Consider the following 15,545-nt stretch of genomic DNA (forward strand, 5'->3'; position numbering starts at 1 on the left):
GGTCGCCGGCTCAATAGGGCCAAGAATGGACAAGCGGGTTGGGACAAGATCAGACTTCAGGGCTGATTCACTGTGAGCCGGATAACCATGTCGTCACTGCCCAAATACCAGGAGATCTACCGGCGCTTTCGCCAGGCCATCGACCAGGGCCAACTGCGCCCCGGTGAGCGGGTGCCGTCGGTGCGCAGCCTGGCCCAGGAACTGAAGGTGGCCCGGGGCACGGTGGAGACGGCCTACCAGTTGCTGGTGAGCGAAGGGTTCTTCCTGGCGCGGGGCCAGGCGGGAACAGTGGTGGCCGAGGCGCTGCCGCAGCGCTCGATCAAGTCGTTGCCGGTTGAACCCGAACCCGTGGCGCCGGCGTCGGCCCCGCGCTTGTTGCAGTTGGGCTTGCCGGCGCTCGACAGCTTTCCGCGCAAGCTGTGGGCGCGGCTGGTCACCCGGCAAGTGCGCCGAGTCGATGTGAACAGCCTGGCCATGGGCGATGTGCGTGGCGCCCGCTCGCTGCGTGTGGCGATCGCGCAATACCTGGCGCTGTACCGGGGCGTGGAATGTTCGCCGGAGCAGGTGTTCGTGTGTGCCGGTTACTCGGCGTGCCTCGCGCTGGTGTGTGATGCGCTGCAGATGGCCGGCCAGCCATGCTGGTTCGAAGACCCGGGCTACCTGCATGCGCGGCAACTGCTGCTGCACCTGGGGGCGCAGTTGGTCCCGGTGCCGGTGGACCACGACGGGCTTGATGTGGAGGAGGGCATACGGCGTGCACCCGGCGCCCGGCTGGCGATTGTCACCCCGGCCCACCAGAGCCCGCTGGGGGTGGCCCTCGGTACTGCGCGGCGCCATCGCTTGCTCGATTGGGCACAGGCCCACGGCGGCTGGGTGGTGGAAGACGACTACGACAGTGAGTTTCGCTACAAGGGCCAGCCCCTGGCCGCGCTCAAGAGCCAGGACACGGCCGATCGGGTGATCTACTCCGGCAGTTTCAGCAAGATGCTCTTCCCGGGGCTGCGCCTGGGTTATCTGGTGGTGCCTCGGGCGCTGCTCCCGGCCTTTGAGGCCAGCGCCGGCGTGCTGCAAAACCGCAGCGCCGAATTGTTGCAAGCCACCACGGCGGACTTTCTCGACCAGGGCCATTTCACCCGTCACCTGAAAAAAATGCGCCAGCTCTACACCGTGCGGCGCGGCTTTCTGGTGGAGGCGCTGGCCAGTCATTGCGGGGCGCTTTTGCAGGTGGATGAGCAGTCCGGCGGGATCAACCTGCTGGCGCGGCTGCGGGTGGACGTCTGCGATCAGGCCGTCGCTGTGGCCGCCGCACGTGCCGGGCTGGGGATACAGGCCGTGTCGGGCTGGAGTATCGAGCCCGGTGGTCAGCAAGGTCTGTTGATGGGCTTCACCAACCTGGCGACTCGCCAGCAAGCGGTGCAAGCGGCGCTGGTGTTGCGCGAGGTCATCGACGGCGCTTTATGAACACCGGTTGAACATCTTCATTCGCCACATCGGCCCCGAGCTTCTACCCTGAAGGCATAGCCCTCAGGACGCCAAGCGCTCATGTACAAAGACCTGAAGTTCCCGGTTCTGATCGTACACCGCGACATCAAGGCCGACACGGTTGCCGGCGACCGCGTCCGGGGCATCGCCCGGGAGCTTGAGCAGGAGGGCTTCAGTATCTTTTCGGCGGTGGACTACGCCGAGGGTCGCCTGGTGGCTTCGACCCACCACGGCCTGGCCTGCATGCTGATTGCCGCCGAGGGGGCCGGGGAAAATACCCATCTGATGCAAAACATGGTGGAGCTGATCCGCCTGGCGCGGGTGCGGGCGCCAAACCTGCCGATCTTCGCCCTCGGTGAGCAGGTCACCCTGGAAAACGCCCCGGCCGATGCCATGAGCGAGCTGAACCAGTTGCGGGGCATTCTTTATCTGTTTGAAGACACCGTGCCGTTTCTTGCCCGGCAAGTGGCCCGTGCGGCCCGCGCCTACCTGGATGGCCTGTTGCCGCCATTCTTCAAGGCCCTGGTGCAGCACACGGCGGATTCCAATTATTCCTGGCACACCCCCGGTCACGGCGGCGGCGTGGCCTATCGCAAGAGCCCGGTGGGACAGGCGTTTCATCAGTTCTTCGGGGAAAATACCCTGCGTTCGGACTTGTCGGTGTCGGTGCCGGAGCTCGGCTCGCTGCTGGACCACACCGGCCCGTTGGCCGAAGCCGAGGCGCGGGCAGCGCGCAACTTCGGCGCCGATCACACCTACTTCGTGATCAATGGCACTTCCACCGCCAACAAGATCGTCTGGCACTCGATGGTGGGCCGGGATGACCTGGTGCTGGTGGACCGCAACTGTCACAAGTCGGTGTTGCATTCGATCATCATGACCGGCGCCATCCCGCTGTACCTGTGCCCGGAGCGCAATGAGCTGGGGATCATCGGGCCGATTCCCCTGAGCGAGTTCAGCCCCGAGTCGATCCGCGCCAAGATCGACGCCAGCCCGCTGACCCGAGGCCGACCGGCCAGGGTCAAGCTGGCGGTGGTCACCAATTCCACCTACGACGGCCTGTGCTACAACGCCGAGCTGATCAAGCAGCAACTGGGCAACAGTGTCGAGGTGCTGCACTTTGACGAGGCGTGGTATGCCTACGCGGCGTTTCATGAGTTCTTCGCCGGGCGCTATGGCATGGGCACTTCGCGCACGGCCGACAGCCCGCTGGTGTTCACCACGCACTCCACGCACAAGCTGCTGGCGGCGTTCAGCCAGGCGTCGATGATCCATGTGCAGGATGGCGGCGTGCGCAAGCTGGACCGCGACCGCTTCAACGAAGCGTTCATGATGCATATTTCCACCTCGCCGCAGTACAGCATCATCGCCTCCCTGGATGTGGCGTCCGCAATGATGGAAGGGCCGGCGGGGCGGTCGTTGCTGCAAGAGATGTTTGACGAGGCCCTGAGCTTCCGCCGTGCCCTGGCCAACCTGCGCCAGCACATCGCCGCTGAAGACTGGTGGTTTTCCATCTGGCAGCCGCCGCTGGTGGCGGGCATTGACCGGGTGGTGACCGCAGACTGGCTGCTGCAACCCCAGGCCGACTGGCATGGCTTTGGCGATATCGCCGAAGACTACGTGCTGCTGGACCCGATAAAAGTCACCCTGGTGATGCCTGGCCTGAACGCCGGCGGGGCATTAAGCGATTGCGGAATTCCCGCTGCGGTGGTCAGTAAATTCCTCTGGGAACGTGGGCTGGTGGTGGAAAAGACCGGGCTGTATTCGTTCCTCGTGCTGTTTTCCATGGGCATCACCAAAGGCAAGTGGAGTACCCTGCTCACCGAACTGCTGGAATTCAAGCGCAGTTATGACGCCAACGTGAGCCTTGCTGTCTGTTTGCCATCGGTGTTTCAGCAGGGCCCGGCGCGGTATCAGGGATTGGGTTTGAAGGATCTGTGCGACCAGTTGCACAGCTGTTACCGCAGCAACGCCACGGCCAAGCACCTAAAGCGGATGTACACGGTACTGCCGGAAATCGCCATGAAACCGGCCGACGCCTACGACCTGTTGGTCAAGGGCGAAGTCGAGGCGGTGTCCATCGACGCTTTGCCAGGTCGGGTCGCAGCGGTCATGCTGGTGCCTTACCCGCCGGGCATTCCGTTGATCATGCCGGGTGAGCGCTTTACCGAATCGACTCGCTCGATCATTGATTACCTGGCGTTTGCCAGGACGTTCGATAGCAGTTTCCCCGGCTTTGTTGCCGATGTTCATGGACTGCAACACGAAGATGACGGCAATGGTCGTTGTTACACCGTCGACTGCATCAAGGGTTAAGGATGTTTATGCAAGCTGTAATGAACCCGAAGTACCCGGGCCTCAGTGTCCGGGTGGCTGACGAAGGATTTGACGCCTACGTGTGGGGGAACGACTTCAGCTTTGAAGTCAACGCCTACGGCAAGCCGGAAATGGGCAAGCGCGTCGACCAGTGGGCGGTGGAGCGTATCGTGCCATACCGCAAATGCTACGGCATCGACCCAGAGGAGTTCGCCAGCTTCCGTGACGCGGCCGACAGTGCGGTGTTCATGGCCTACCTCGATGACCGGCCCGTGGGGCATATCGTGGTCAGCACCAACTGGAACGGCTTTGCCCATGTGGATGAGCTGGCGGTGGTCTTGCCCGCGCGGCGCCACGGGGTGGCCAAGGCGTTGCTGGACGTGGCGCAGTTCTGGAGCCGCAAGAAGAACCTGCCGGGGATGATGCTGGAGACCCAGAACAACAACCTTGGTGCCTGCCGGCTGTATGAGCGCTGCGGGTATGTGATGGGCGGGATCGACCACCTGCGCTATCGCGGGATTGATCCGCAGACGCGCGAAGTGGCGATTTTCTGGTATCGGTTGTTCAAGACAGAATTGGAAGCAGTCTGAGCTGCACCGATCGACTGTGGGAGCCGTCGAGCCCCAGCGAGGCCGCGATGGCGGTGTGTCAGGCAACCTTTTTATCGACTGTGCCGCCGCCTTCGCAGCCTCGCTGAAGCTCGACAGCTCCCACATTCGATTTGCACAAGCCGAGTACCTGCGACCGAGCACACAACTCCCAGACTTCCCCCGATCCCCTGTGGGAGCCGTCGAGCCCCAGCGAGGCCGCGATGGCGGTGTGTCAGGCAACCTCTTTATCGACAGTGCCGCCGCCTTCGCAGCCTCGCTAAAGCTCGACAGCTCCCACATTCGATTTGCGCAACCCAAGTACTTGCGACCGAGCACTCAACTCCCAGACTTCCCCCGACCCCCTGTGGGAGCCGTCGAGCCCCAGCGAGGCCGCGATGGCGGTGTGTCAGGCAACCTCTTTATCGACTGTGCCGCCGTCTTCTTAGCCTCGCTGAAGCTCGACAGCTCCCACATTCGATTTGCGCAACCCAAGTACTTGCGACCGAACACACAGCTCCCAGACTTCCCCCGACCCCCCTGTGGGAGCCGTCGAGCCCCAGCGAGGCCGCGATGGCGGTGTGTCAGGCAACCTCTTTATCGACTGTGCCGCCGTCTTCGCAGCCTCGCTGAAGCTCGACAGCTCCCACATTCGATTTGCGCAACCCAAGTACTTGCGACCGAACACACAGCTCCCAGACTTCCCCCGCCCCCCTGTGGGAGCCGTCGAGCGCCAGCGAGGCCGCGATAGCGGTAGGTCAGGCAACCTCTTTATCGACTGTGCCGCCGTCTTCTTAGCCTCGCTGAAGCTCGACAGCTCCTACATTCGATTTGCGCAACCCGAGTGCTTGCGACCGAGCACACAACTCCCAGACTTCCCCCGACCCCCTGTGGGAGCCGTCGAGCCCCAGCGAGGCCGCGATAGCGGTGTGTCAGGCAACCTCTTTATCGACAGTGCCGCCGCCTTCGCAGCCTCGCTGAAGCTCGACAGCTCCCACATTCGATTTGCGCAACCCAAGTACTTGCGACCGAGCACACAACTCCCAGACTTCCCCCGACCCCCTGTGGGAGCCGTCGAGCCGCAGCGAGGCCGCGATAGCGGTAGGTCAGGCAACCTCTTTATCGACAGTGCCGCCGCCTTCGCAGCCTCGCCAAGGCCCGACAGCTCCCACATTCACGGCAATGTGCTTGTCAGCAGGTTTTCAGCCTTCTCGGTGACGATCTCCAGCAGCGCATTCAAGGCGGGCGATGGCTCGCTGCCCTTCAGGGTCAACGCATACAAGGTCACCACAATCGGCGGTGACAACGGGCACGCATCCAGCCCGGCTTCCCGTGCGCCGCTGGCGGTGAACGGGTCGACAATCGCCAGGCCTTCCCCGGCTTCTACCATGCTGCGCATCATCTGGTACGTCTGCACCCGCGTTTGCACCACCGGCAGCGGGCGCAGGGCTTGCAGTTTGCTGTCCAGCAGGCGACTCAGCGGGTCCTGGCCTTCAAGGCCGATCATCGACTGCCCGGCCAGTTCCTGTAGCGCAATGTACTTCTGCCGAGGCTTCAGCCAGCCATGGGGCGCGAGCAATTGCAACTTGCCGTGGGCCAGCGGTTGGCTGTGGATTTGCGGGTGTTCCGGGTCGTGCAGGCTCAGGCCGAGGTCGGCTTCGTGCAGCAGCAGGCTTTTGACGATGTCCCGGGTGGAATGGCTGGAGAGGTTGCACGGTGTGTCTTGAAAGCGTCGGCGCAGCACGGCGATCGCCTGGGGCAGCAGCTGATTGGCCAGCGGCGGGGTGCACAGTGCGCGCAAGGGCGGGGCATGGTGGTGCTTCAGGCTGCTGGCCAGGCGTTGCACCGGCTCAAGGGCTGCATAGAGGTGGGCGATTTCGGCCTGCAGCTCAAGGGTTTCCCGGGTGGCCTGCAAGCGTCCGCGCACACTGGCGAACAGCATGAAGCCCAACTGCAGCTCGGCATCCTTGAGGGTTGCGTCCACATCGGCCACGGGCAGTTGCAACCATTCGGCGGCGGTGCCGAGGTGTCCGGTCTGTAAAATCGCTTGAATGACTTCGATATGACGTAAACGCATGGCCGGAGTCTATGTTCAGCGCGACGTGGATTCAATGGCTCAGGCCCGGGCGTGGAAAAAAGACCCGCCACGGCAGCGGGCCAACTAGACTTGCACGATCAAGTCCCTTGGCGCCTGCAACCAGCAGGTCATACAAAGGGCGTATCAACCAGAGGATCCACGGGGGAGCCTTATCGATGCTCGGTAAAACAGACACGCGCGGGTTTTCGTTGTGGGACCTGCTGGTGGTGGTGCTGGTGGTCGGTGTGTTGGCGGTTGCGGTGGGGCCGCGGATCTTCGGCGACGTGACTCAGTCAGAAATCGCCACGGCCAAGGTCCAGTTGAAAGAGCTGGGCAAGGCAGTCGAGCGTTTTCATCAAGATGTAGGGCGTTATCCTACCGACGACGAGGGGCTGGCGGTGTTGACGGTTCAGCCAGCGGGAGAAGGGAAGTGGCGGGGCCCCTATCTCAAGGGTCAGGACATGCTGACGGACCCTTGGGGCGTGGCCTATCAGTATCACTATCCTCCCAGCCAGGCCAAAACCAACTTTGATCTGTTCTCGTTCGGCAAGGACCGGACACTGGGAGGCGTCGGCGATAATGTTGATATCGCCTATGGGGAATAACGTCTTATGAAGCGTGGATCGTTGCCGATTCGCGGGTGATGATAGTGCCCGACTGAATCAGCCTGAACTCATCGCCATCCAGTTTTTCTACGCGGTCGCCAATGGCCAGCTTGTAGGTGGTGGTGGGCGCCGAGCCAGCCAGGCCGTCGAGGGGCGGGTTGGATTCCTGGAACTCATGCACCGAATAAACGCGACCTTCCGCGTCTCTGGCATGGAACTGTCCGACAAGTACTGCTGCCATCTGTTTAGAACCTCTGGAGATAAACACTCGATTTGCGGTTCTGTAGACCGTAGGAGAGCGGGGTAGTTTACCTATTGAAAAAAAATACTATTCGTTGACTTTTTCAGACATTACTTACAAATCCATCTGCGGTGTAAACGTCCCTGGGGATTGCAAAAACGCGCTGGTGATAGCGTCGCGCAGGCTCTATAACTACAAACTCCTTAAGTCAGAAATCGGGAAACCCCAATGAGCAAGGTCTACACGATTGCCGTACTGGTCGGCAGCTTGAGAAAAGAGTCGATCAACCGCAAGGTCGCCCTGGCACTGGCCGAGTTGGCGCCCGCCAACCTCAAGTTGAACATTGTCGAAATTGGCGATTTGCCGCTCTACAACGAGGACATCGACGGTGCTGCACCGCCGGCAGCCTACAGTACTTTCCGTCAACACGTGCGTTCATCCGACGCGGTGTTGTTTGTGACCCCCGAATACAACCGCTCCGTGCCGGGTGTATTGAAGAATGCGATTGACGTTGGTTCGCGCCCTTATGGCCAAAGTGTCTTCAGCGGCAAGCCGGGTGCGGTGATCAGTGTGTCCCCCGGCGCCATCGGCGGTTTTGGGGCCAATCACCATTTGCGCCAGTCGCTGGTGTTCCTCGATGTGCCGTGCATGCAGCAGCCGGAAGCCTACCTGGGCGGTGCGGGCAGCGTGTTCGATGAGTCGGGCAAGGTCTCGGAAAAGACCAAGCCGTTTTTGCAGGCGTTTATCGACGCCTATGGCAAGTGGGTGGAAAAACAGCACGGCTGATCAGCCGTGCGAAAAAAGACCCCGCTATTTAAGCGGGGTCTTTTTTGTCTGCGGTCAGGCCGCGTGGTCGGCCACTACGGCGCTATTAACGCAGCCAGTTGGTTTTCGCCAACTCGATCACCTCATCACCGCGCCCACTCATCACCGCCTTGAGCATGTACAGGCTGAAGCCCTTGGCCTGCTCCAGCTTGATGCTCGGCGGCATCACCAGTTCCTGGGTGGCGGTGACCACGTCCACCAGCACCGGGCCGTCGTGGGCCAGTGCGCGGCGCAGGGCCGGTTCCAGGTCTTCGGACTGCTCTACGCGAATACCGAGGATGCCCATGGCGTTGGACATGGCGGCAAAGTCCGGGTTTTTCAGCTCGGTGCCGGTATCCAGGTAGCCCGCCGCTTTCATCTCCATGGCGACGAAGCCCAAAGAAGAGTTGTTGAACACCACCAGCTTCACCGGCAGGTTCAGCTGCGCCAGGCTGATGAAATCACCCATCAGCATGGTGAACCCACCGTCACCGGACATCGAAATCACCTGGCGCCCGGGAAACGCGGCTTGCGCACCGATGGCCTGGGGCATGGCGTTGGCCATCGAGCCATGGTTGAACGAGCCGATCAACCGGCGCTTGCCGTTCATTTTCAAGTAACGCGCCGCCCAGACTGTCGGCGAGCCAACGTCGGCGGTGAAGATTGCGTCGTCGTCCGCCAGTTCGCTGAGCAGGCGCGCAACGTATTGCGGGTGAATTGGCCGGCCGGCCTTTGACGGTTCCGCCAGGTCATCCAGCCCTTGGCGGGCTTTTTCATAATGCTTGAGCGAGGTTTCGAGGAAGCTGCGGTCCGTCTTGCGGGTCAGGCGCGGCAGCAGCGCCTGGATGGTCTCGCTGACGTCAGCCGCAATGCCCAGGTCCAGCGTGGCACGTCGGCCCAGTGCCTGCGGGTTACGGTCGACCTGGATAATTTTTGCGTCGGTCGGGTAGAACTGGCGATACGGGAAGTCGGTGCCGAGCATGATCAGCGTGTCGCAGTTGAGCATGGCGTGGTAGCCGGAGCTGAAGCCGATCAGGCCGGTCATGCCGACGTCGAACGGGTTGTCCCACTCCACATGTTCCTTGCCGCGCAGGGCATGCACCACGGGCGCGCCGAGGGCGTCGGCCAGGGCCACCACCTCATCGTGGGCGCCGGCACAGCCGCTGCCACACAGCAGGGTGACTTTGCCGCTGTGTTCGAGGATGTCGGTGAGGCGTTGCAGGTCCTGTTCCGCCGGCAACGTGCGCGGTGCCAGCAGGGCCGGCCACGGTTTGAATTTATCTTCTACTTCCAACAGTGACACATCCCCCGGAATCACCACCACCGCTACGCCGCGGTTGAGGATCGCCGAGCGCATGGCACGGTGCAGCACGTGAGGCATCTGCTCGGGGTTGGTCACCAGCTCGATAAAGTGGCTGCACTCCTTGAACAGTTCCTGGGGATGGGTTTCCTGGAAGTAGTTCAGGCCGATCTCGGAGGAGGGGATCTGTGCGGCAATGGCCAGCACCGGCACGTGGTTGCGATGGCAATCGAACAGGCCATTGATCAAGTGCAGGTTGCCGGGGCCGCAGCTGCCGGCGCATACGGTCAGCTCGCCGGTGGCGGCGGCTTCGGCACCGGCGGCAAACGCGGCCACTTCTTCGTGGCGCACATGCATCCACTCGATGCTGTCCATGGTGCGCAGGGAGTCGGTCAGGCCGTTGAGGCTGTCGCCGGTCAGGCCCCAGATGCGCTTGATGCCCGCCTGTTCAAGGGTGGTCGCCAATTGCTGGGCCAGGGTGATTTTCGCCATGAAGAACTCCAATCGTCAGTGAGGGTAAAAAGCTGCTGATCAGTTAAGGACAGTTCCATGGCGCTGAATGCTCCCCGCTCAATGTGAAGAATTGGTCATCGCAGCGCGATATTGCCGAGTGCGGCGGGCGATAAACAGTTGGTCTTTTATCAACGCCAGCAGCGGCGTCACCCCGGGTTTCGGCTGGCGGCCACGGCTCAGGCGGCGAAGCTGATAGCGCACCACTGCCATGCTCGCCAGGCTGGCCAGGGGTTTGCGCTTCCAGCGGATCGGCGGCAATTGCGGGTTGAGATCGCGGCCGGCGCGCCATTGCTTGATCAGGTGCGGCTCCAGGGTCAGCGCGGTGGCGATCCCGGCCATGGCGATGCCGCTGTCCAGGACTTGCTGCACGATCGGCAAGCGCCGGATGCCGCCGGTGACCATCACCGGCATGTTGGCGACTTTCGCCAAGTCGCTGGCCATCTCGATGAAATAGGCTTCGCGGGCCAGGGTGCGTCCGTCGCGAGCCTCGCCTTGCATGGCCGGGGCTTCGTAGCTGCCGCCGGACAGTTCCAGCAGGTCGATGGCCAGCGGGTTGAGCAGCTCGACCACGGCATGGGCGTCGGCGGCGTCGAAGCCACCGCGCTGGAAGTCGGCGGAATTGAGTTTCACCGCCACGCAGAAATCCGCGCTCACGGCGGCGCGCACGGCTTTGATCACCTCCAGCAACAGCCGAGCGCGGTTTTCAACGCTGCCGCCCCAGCGGTCTGTGCGCTGGTTGCTCAAGGGCGAGAGAAACTGGCTGAGCAGGTAGCCGTGGGCCGCATGGATCTGCGCACCGCTGAAACCGGCTTTTTCGGCGAGACGCGCGCTGGTGGCGAAGCGCGAGATGACGTCCTGGATATCGTCCTCGGTCATGGCCTTGGGTTGGGCGAACATCTTCGAAAAGCCGCCGAGATCGAGGGCCACCGCCGAAGGTGCCAGGGCCTGCTGGCCGAGGTTGGCCATGGTCTGACGGCCCGGGTGGTTGAGCTGCACCCAGAAGTGCGCGCCCTTGGCCCGGCCAATCGCGGCCCATTGGCGAAACTTGTCCAGGTGACGTTCGTCTTCCAGCACCACGCCGCCGGGGCCGGTCATGGCGTGGCGATCAATCATCACGTTGCCGGTCAGGATCAGGCCGGGCTCGCCGTCGGCCCAGGCTTGATACAAGCGCATCAGGGCCTCGGAAGGCGCCTGGTTCGCATCCGCCATGTTCTCTTCCATCGCCGCCTTGGCGATGCGGTTACTGATGAGCTGGCCGTTGGGCAATTGCAACGCTTCAAAGGGCGACATGCTTGACTCCTCACATTGGGAGCGCTCAGGCTAAGCTTAAAGGTCACTTTAAGGTCAATGGGGTTGGCGATGAATATTGGTGAACTGGCGGAACGCAGCGGCTTGGCAGCCTCGAAGATTCGCTTTTACGAAGCCCAGGGGCTGATCCAGGTCGAGCGACAAGGTAATGGCTATCGCCGTTATCCCATGCAGACGTTGCAGACGCTGCAATTGATCCAGGGCGCTCAGCGCGCCGGTTTCAGCTTGCAGGAGTTGAAGGCGCTGATGCCCGACGATTCGCCGAGCGAGGCGAAACGCGCCGATATCGTCTTGAGGCTTGAGCGCAGGATTGCGCAGATAGAAGAGCTTCAAGCCCGAATGGACCAGAGCAAGGCAGAGTTACGCGCGGTGATCGCCACGATCCAGGCACACCCGGAAGGCACGCCGTGCACCCAGGCGCAGGACAAGGTCTGGGCCTCAATCGAGGCGCATAAAAAAACGCCGCGCATCTGACGATACGCGGCGTTCGTTTACAGCAACAAAACCTTAGGCTTGAACCACAGGGATGTTGGCGCTTGCAGCAATTTCACGGAACTCGGCGATCTGGTCAAAACTCAGGTAGCGATACACGTCGCTGGCCATGGTGTTGATCTTCGCGGCGTATTCCATGTACTCCTCGACGGTCGGCAGGCGACCCAGGATGGAAGCCACCGACGCCAGCTCGGCCGAAGCCAGGTAGACGTTTGCGCCGTCACCCAGACGGTTCGGGAAGTTACGGGTCGACGTCGATACAACGGTCGAGTTCGGCTCTACACGTGCCTGGTTACCCATGCACAGCGAGCAGCCCGGCATTTCCATGCGCGCGCCAGCCTTGCCGTAGATGCCATAGTAGCCTTCTTCGGTCAGTTGGTGAGCGTCCATCTTGGTCGGCGGCGACAGCCACAGACGGGTTGGCAGCTGACCCTTGACCTGATCCAGCAGTTTACCGGCAGCGCGGAAGTGACCGATGTTGGTCATGCACGAACCGATGAACACTTCGTCGATCTTCTCGCCAGCAACGCTGGACAGCAGACGGGCGTCGTCCGGATCGTTTGGCGCGCAGAGCACAGGCTCCTTGATGTCGGCCAGGTCGATCTCGATGATTTCAGCGTATTCGGCGTCAGCATCGGCAACCATCAGCTCAGGGTTGGCAACCCAGGCTTCCATCGCTTGGGCACGACGTTCCAGGGTGCGCGCATCGCCGTAGCCTTCACCGATCATCCAGCGCAGCAGGGTGATGTTGGAGTTCAGGTACTCGGTGATGGATTCTTTCGACAGCTTGATGGTGCAACCGGCAGCCGAACGTTCAGCCGAGGCGTCGGACAGCTCGAAGGCTTGTTCGATGCTCAGGTTGTCCAGGCCTTCGATTTCCAGGATACGGCCGGAGAAAGCGTTCTTCTTGCCTTTCTTCTCTACGGTCAGCAGGCCAGCCTGGATCGCGTAGTAAGGAATGGCGTGAACCAGGTCACGCAGGGTGATACCAGGTTGCATTTCACCTTTGAAACGCACCAGGATCGATTCCGGCATGTCCAGCGGCATGACGCCGGTGGCGGCGGCGAACGCTACCAGGCCGGAACCGGCCGGGAACGAAATGCCCATCGGGAAACGGGTGTGGGAGTCACCACCGGTACCGACGGTGTCCGGCAGCAGCATGCGGTTCAGCCAGCTGTGGATGATGCCGTCGCCCGGACGCAGCGATACGCCGCCACGGGTCATGATGAAGTCAGGCAGGGTGTGGTGGGTGGTCACGTCGATCGGCTTTGGATAGGCCGCGGTGTGGCAGAACGACTGCATTACCAGATCGGTGGAGAAGCCCAGGCACGCCAGGTCTTTCAGTTCGTCACGGGTCATGGGACCGGTGGTGTCCTGGGAGCCGACGGTGGTCATCTTCGGTTCGCAGTAGGTGCCTGGACGAACGCCAGCCACGCCGCAGGCCTTGCCGACCATTTTCTGCGCCAGGGTGTAGCCCTTGTCGCTTTCAGCCGGGGCTTCCGGCAGCTTGAACAGGGTCGAAGGTGGCAGACCCAGTTCGGCACGTGCCTTTTCGGTCAGGCCACGGCCGATGATCAGCGGGATACGACCGCCGGCACGGACTTCATCCAACAGGACCGGAGTCTTCATTTCGAAGGTGGTCAGGACTTCATCGCTGTTGTGCTTGGTGACTTTGCCAGCATGCGGGTACAGGTCGATCACGTCGCCCATGTTCATGTTGGTAACGTCGAACTCGATTGGCAGTGCGCCGGCATCTTCCATGGTGTTGTAGAAGATTGGAGCGATCTTGCTGCCGAAGCAGAAGCCGCCAGCGCGCTTGTTTGGCACGTAAGGCACGTCGTCGCCGAAGAACCACAGTACCGAGTTGGTGGCCGATTTACGCGACGAACCGGTACCGACCACGTCACCGACGTAGGCGATCGGGAAGCCCTGGCCGCGCATTTCTTCGATCTGCTTCATCGGGCCGGTCTTGCCTTGTTCATCCGGCACGATGCCTTCACGGGCCATTTTCAGCATGGCCAGGGCGTGCAGCGGGATGTCAGGACGGGACCAGGCGTCCGGGGCAGGGGACAGGTCGTCGGTGTTGGTTTCGCCGGTGACCTTGAATACGCGCAGGCTGATCTTGTCGGCCAGGGTCGGGCGGTTCTTGAACCACTCGCCGTCGGCCCAGGACTGGATCACGGCTTTGGCGTGTTCGTTGCCGTTCCTGGCTTTTTCCGCGACGTCGTGGAAAGCATCGAACATCAGCAGGGTGTGCTTGAGTTGGGCGGCTGCGACGGGGGCCAGGGTGGCGTCGTCCAGCAGCTCGACCAGGGTCACGATGTTGTAGCCGCCTTGCATGGTGCCGAGCAGTTCAACAGCGCGCTTCTTGTCGATCAGGGGAGAAGTGGCTTCGCCCTTGGCCAGGGCAGACAGGAAACCGGCCTTGACGTAGGCAGCTTCGTCAACGCCTGGTGGAATGCGGTTGGTGATCAGGTCAACGAGGAATTCTTCTTCGCCAGCCGGGGGATTTTTCAGCAGCTCGACCAGGCCTGCGGTTTGTTCGGCGTTAAGCGGCTGGGGAACGATACCCAGGGCTGCACGCTCTTCGATATGTTTGCGGTAGGCTTCAAGCACAGTTATTACCCTCATCAGTGGTCCCACGGGACGCTCATCCAGAAATGCACGGCACGCATGCGCTCAGGGGCTTTTTGGGCCGTAGAGCCAGCGCTGCCGGCAATCCTCACAGAAGCTGCTTTCAAAGTTTTACGCCTGCAGAACGGAGCTGATGAGGGTTGGCGCTGGCTATTTACCGGGTAAATAACCATCGCCAACACCGTTCTTTAGGAACGACTGTGCTCGTGACGCTTTGAAAACAGCTTCCAACGGATTATTGGCGCCTTACAAGGCCGGATGATTCTACGGCAAAAAAATTCTAAACGTAAGTTGCCGCGCCAAGTTTGCAGGGTGATCAACCTTAGACAAAGGGCTAACATGTGCAACTGTTTCGCTGATTTGTGCGTTGTCGACCATGTCTAACCAAACCATCAAGACCCCCTGCGTAGGCCTGTGCTCCACGGTTTACGGCGATCTTGTGTGCCGGGGGTGCAAGCGGTTTCACCATGAGGTGATTCAGTGGAACGGGTATAACGAGGAAGAAAAACGTGCGGTTTGGCTGCGGCTGGAGCAGTTGTTGGTGCAGGTGATGGCCGGGAAGCTTGAGGTGTTTGACCCGAAAATGCTGCGGGGGCAGCTGGAGCAGCGCAAGATTCGATTTGTACCGCATCAGTCGGAGTACTGCTGGGCCTATCAGTTGATTGCCCGGGGGGCTCGGGTGATCAGTAATCTTGAGGCTTATGGGATGGTATTGATGCCGGAGTTTCGGGAGTGGGGGTTGCCTGAGTTGCGGGATGCGATTGATCGGGAGTTTTTTATTTTGTCCGAGGCGCATTATCAGCGGTATATCGCTCCGGGGTTTCTCAGGGATGCGTTTGGGGGGTGATTGAGTACATATCCGTTATTTGGGTAACGGCGGCTTATGGTTCCGCTCTTACAGCGGCTCACTTTGGAAAAGCCCCAAAGTAAGCAAAGGGCTCTGCCCCGCCTGTCGGCACCTCGCTGTGGCTCGGCGTTCCCTCACTCCGGCACCGCGAAGCGGGCCGCCGCGACGGGCCATCCATGGCCCGGCGCGGCTAAACCGGCGTCCTGCCGGTTTACCCGCTCCGCAATACCTGCGTTCGGCCTCGGGCTTATTGGGGCAGTCAGATCAAAATCAAAAGCAAAAGCAAAAGCACAGCGGCCTCCCGGCCGGCTTGAGTGTTAAAAGCCAGATCAAAAGCCA

At 61.5% G+C, this 15,545-nt stretch carries 12 protein-coding genes; 7 read left to right on the top strand and 5 right to left on the bottom strand.

What is annotated here, in order from left to right; all coding sequences use genetic code 11:
• Positions 1 to 87: 87 nt before the first annotated feature.
• From QF039_RS11095 to QF039_RS11105, 3 genes are all read left to right on the top strand, one after another.
• Complete coding sequence (locus QF039_RS11095; protein ID WP_307518053.1) at positions 88 to 1,461, top strand: PLP-dependent aminotransferase family protein; 1,374 nt, start codon at positions 88 to 90, stop codon at positions 1,459 to 1,461.
• A gap of 81 nt (positions 1,462 to 1,542) precedes the next feature.
• Complete coding sequence (locus tag QF039_RS11100) at positions 1,543 to 3,798, top strand: arginine/lysine/ornithine decarboxylase (RefSeq protein ID WP_307518055.1); 2,256 nt, start codon at positions 1,543 to 1,545, stop codon at positions 3,796 to 3,798.
• Positions 3,799 to 3,818: 20 nt separating this feature from the next.
• Positions 3,819 to 4,388: a GNAT family N-acetyltransferase gene (locus QF039_RS11105; RefSeq protein ID WP_003217028.1), complete on the top strand. Its 570-nt coding sequence runs from the start codon at positions 3,819 to 3,821 to the stop codon at positions 4,386 to 4,388.
• A 1,171-nt stretch (positions 4,389 to 5,559) separates the two neighbouring features.
• Here QF039_RS11105 and QF039_RS11110 read toward each other — a convergent pair.
• Entirely contained in the window at positions 5,560 to 6,462 is a 903-nt protein-coding gene (locus QF039_RS11110) for a LysR substrate-binding domain-containing protein (RefSeq protein WP_008431332.1), read from the bottom strand.
• Positions 6,463 to 6,638: 176 nt separating this feature from the next.
• On the opposite strand from QF039_RS11110, the gene gspG reads away from it, so the two are divergent.
• Positions 6,639 to 7,067: a type II secretion system major pseudopilin GspG gene (gspG, locus tag QF039_RS11115; RefSeq protein WP_307518059.1), complete on the top strand. Its 429-nt coding sequence runs from the start codon at positions 6,639 to 6,641 to the stop codon at positions 7,065 to 7,067.
• A 4-nt stretch (positions 7,068 to 7,071) separates the two neighbouring features.
• On the opposite strand, the gene QF039_RS11120 is transcribed toward gspG, so the two are convergent.
• Positions 7,072 to 7,308: a hypothetical protein gene (locus QF039_RS11120; protein WP_003209248.1), complete on the bottom strand. Its 237-nt coding sequence runs from the start codon at positions 7,306 to 7,308 to the stop codon at positions 7,072 to 7,074.
• 228 nt (positions 7,309 to 7,536) lie between these two features.
• Between QF039_RS11120 and QF039_RS11125 the strand changes: the two genes are divergently transcribed.
• Positions 7,537 to 8,094 (top strand): NADPH-dependent FMN reductase, encoded by a 558-nt coding sequence (locus QF039_RS11125; protein WP_008431334.1) that lies wholly within the window; start codon positions 7,537 to 7,539, stop codon positions 8,092 to 8,094.
• An 85-nt stretch (positions 8,095 to 8,179) separates the two neighbouring features.
• Here the strand turns inward: QF039_RS11125 and poxB are convergent, their stop codons facing one another.
• Positions 8,180 to 9,904 carry a ubiquinone-dependent pyruvate dehydrogenase gene (gene poxB / locus QF039_RS11130; protein ID WP_008431335.1) on the bottom strand — a complete coding sequence of 575 codons (1,725 nt, stop codon included), beginning with the start codon at positions 9,902 to 9,904 and terminating at the stop codon, positions 8,180 to 8,182.
• A gap of 78 nt (positions 9,905 to 9,982) precedes the next feature.
• A complete protein-coding gene (locus tag QF039_RS11135) occupies positions 9,983 to 11,215 on the bottom strand; it encodes an NADH:flavin oxidoreductase/NADH oxidase family protein (protein WP_134326609.1) in 1,233 nt (410 codons plus the stop codon).
• A 69-nt stretch (positions 11,216 to 11,284) separates the two neighbouring features.
• Here QF039_RS11135 and QF039_RS11140 point away from each other — a divergent pair, with 69 nt between their 5' ends.
• Positions 11,285 to 11,707, top strand: coding sequence for a MerR family transcriptional regulator (locus tag QF039_RS11140; RefSeq protein WP_008431339.1), 423 nt, complete (start codon positions 11,285 to 11,287; stop codon positions 11,705 to 11,707).
• 33 nt (positions 11,708 to 11,740) lie between these two features.
• Here QF039_RS11140 and acnB read toward each other — a convergent pair whose 3' ends face one another.
• A complete protein-coding gene (acnB, locus tag QF039_RS11145; protein WP_003209239.1) occupies positions 11,741 to 14,341 on the bottom strand; it encodes a bifunctional aconitate hydratase 2/2-methylisocitrate dehydratase in 2,601 nt (866 codons plus the stop codon).
• A gap of 394 nt (positions 14,342 to 14,735) precedes the next feature.
• Between acnB and QF039_RS11150 the strand changes: the two genes are divergently transcribed.
• Positions 14,736 to 15,206, top strand: coding sequence for a DUF1289 domain-containing protein (locus QF039_RS11150; protein ID WP_003209237.1), 471 nt, complete (start codon positions 14,736 to 14,738; stop codon positions 15,204 to 15,206).
• Positions 15,207 to 15,545 lie beyond the last annotated feature (339 nt).

The sequence above is a fragment of the Pseudomonas sp. W2I6 genome (genome assembly GCF_030815935.1).
Taxonomy (GTDB): domain Bacteria; phylum Pseudomonadota; class Gammaproteobacteria; order Pseudomonadales; family Pseudomonadaceae; genus Aquipseudomonas.

Excerpts from the sequence above, each read along its gene's own strand:
- QF039_RS11095 (WP_307518053.1), top strand. The coding sequence starts at position 88 with ATGTCGTCACTGCCCAAATACCAGGAGATCTACCGGCGCTTTCGCCAG.
- QF039_RS11100 (WP_307518055.1), top strand. The coding sequence starts at position 1,543 with ATGTACAAAGACCTGAAGTTCCCGGTTCTGATCGTACACCGCGACATC.
- QF039_RS11105 (WP_003217028.1), top strand. The coding sequence starts at position 3,819 with ATGAACCCGAAGTACCCGGGCCTCAGTGTCCGGGTGGCTGACGAAGGA.
- QF039_RS11110 (WP_008431332.1), bottom strand. The coding sequence starts at position 6,462 with ATGCGTTTACGTCATATCGAAGTCATTCAAGCGATTTTACAGACCGGA.
- gspG (WP_307518059.1), top strand. The coding sequence starts at position 6,639 with ATGCTCGGTAAAACAGACACGCGCGGGTTTTCGTTGTGGGACCTGCTG.
- QF039_RS11120 (WP_003209248.1), bottom strand. The coding sequence starts at position 7,308 with ATGGCAGCAGTACTTGTCGGACAGTTCCATGCCAGAGACGCGGAAGGT.
- QF039_RS11125 (WP_008431334.1), top strand. The coding sequence starts at position 7,537 with ATGAGCAAGGTCTACACGATTGCCGTACTGGTCGGCAGCTTGAGAAAA.
- poxB (WP_008431335.1), bottom strand. The coding sequence starts at position 9,904 with ATGGCGAAAATCACCCTGGCCCAGCAATTGGCGACCACCCTTGAACAG.
- QF039_RS11135 (WP_134326609.1), bottom strand. The coding sequence starts at position 11,215 with ATGTCGCCCTTTGAAGCGTTGCAATTGCCCAACGGCCAGCTCATCAGT.
- QF039_RS11140 (WP_008431339.1), top strand. The coding sequence starts at position 11,285 with ATGAATATTGGTGAACTGGCGGAACGCAGCGGCTTGGCAGCCTCGAAG.
- QF039_RS11150 (WP_003209237.1), top strand. The coding sequence starts at position 14,736 with ATGTCTAACCAAACCATCAAGACCCCCTGCGTAGGCCTGTGCTCCACG.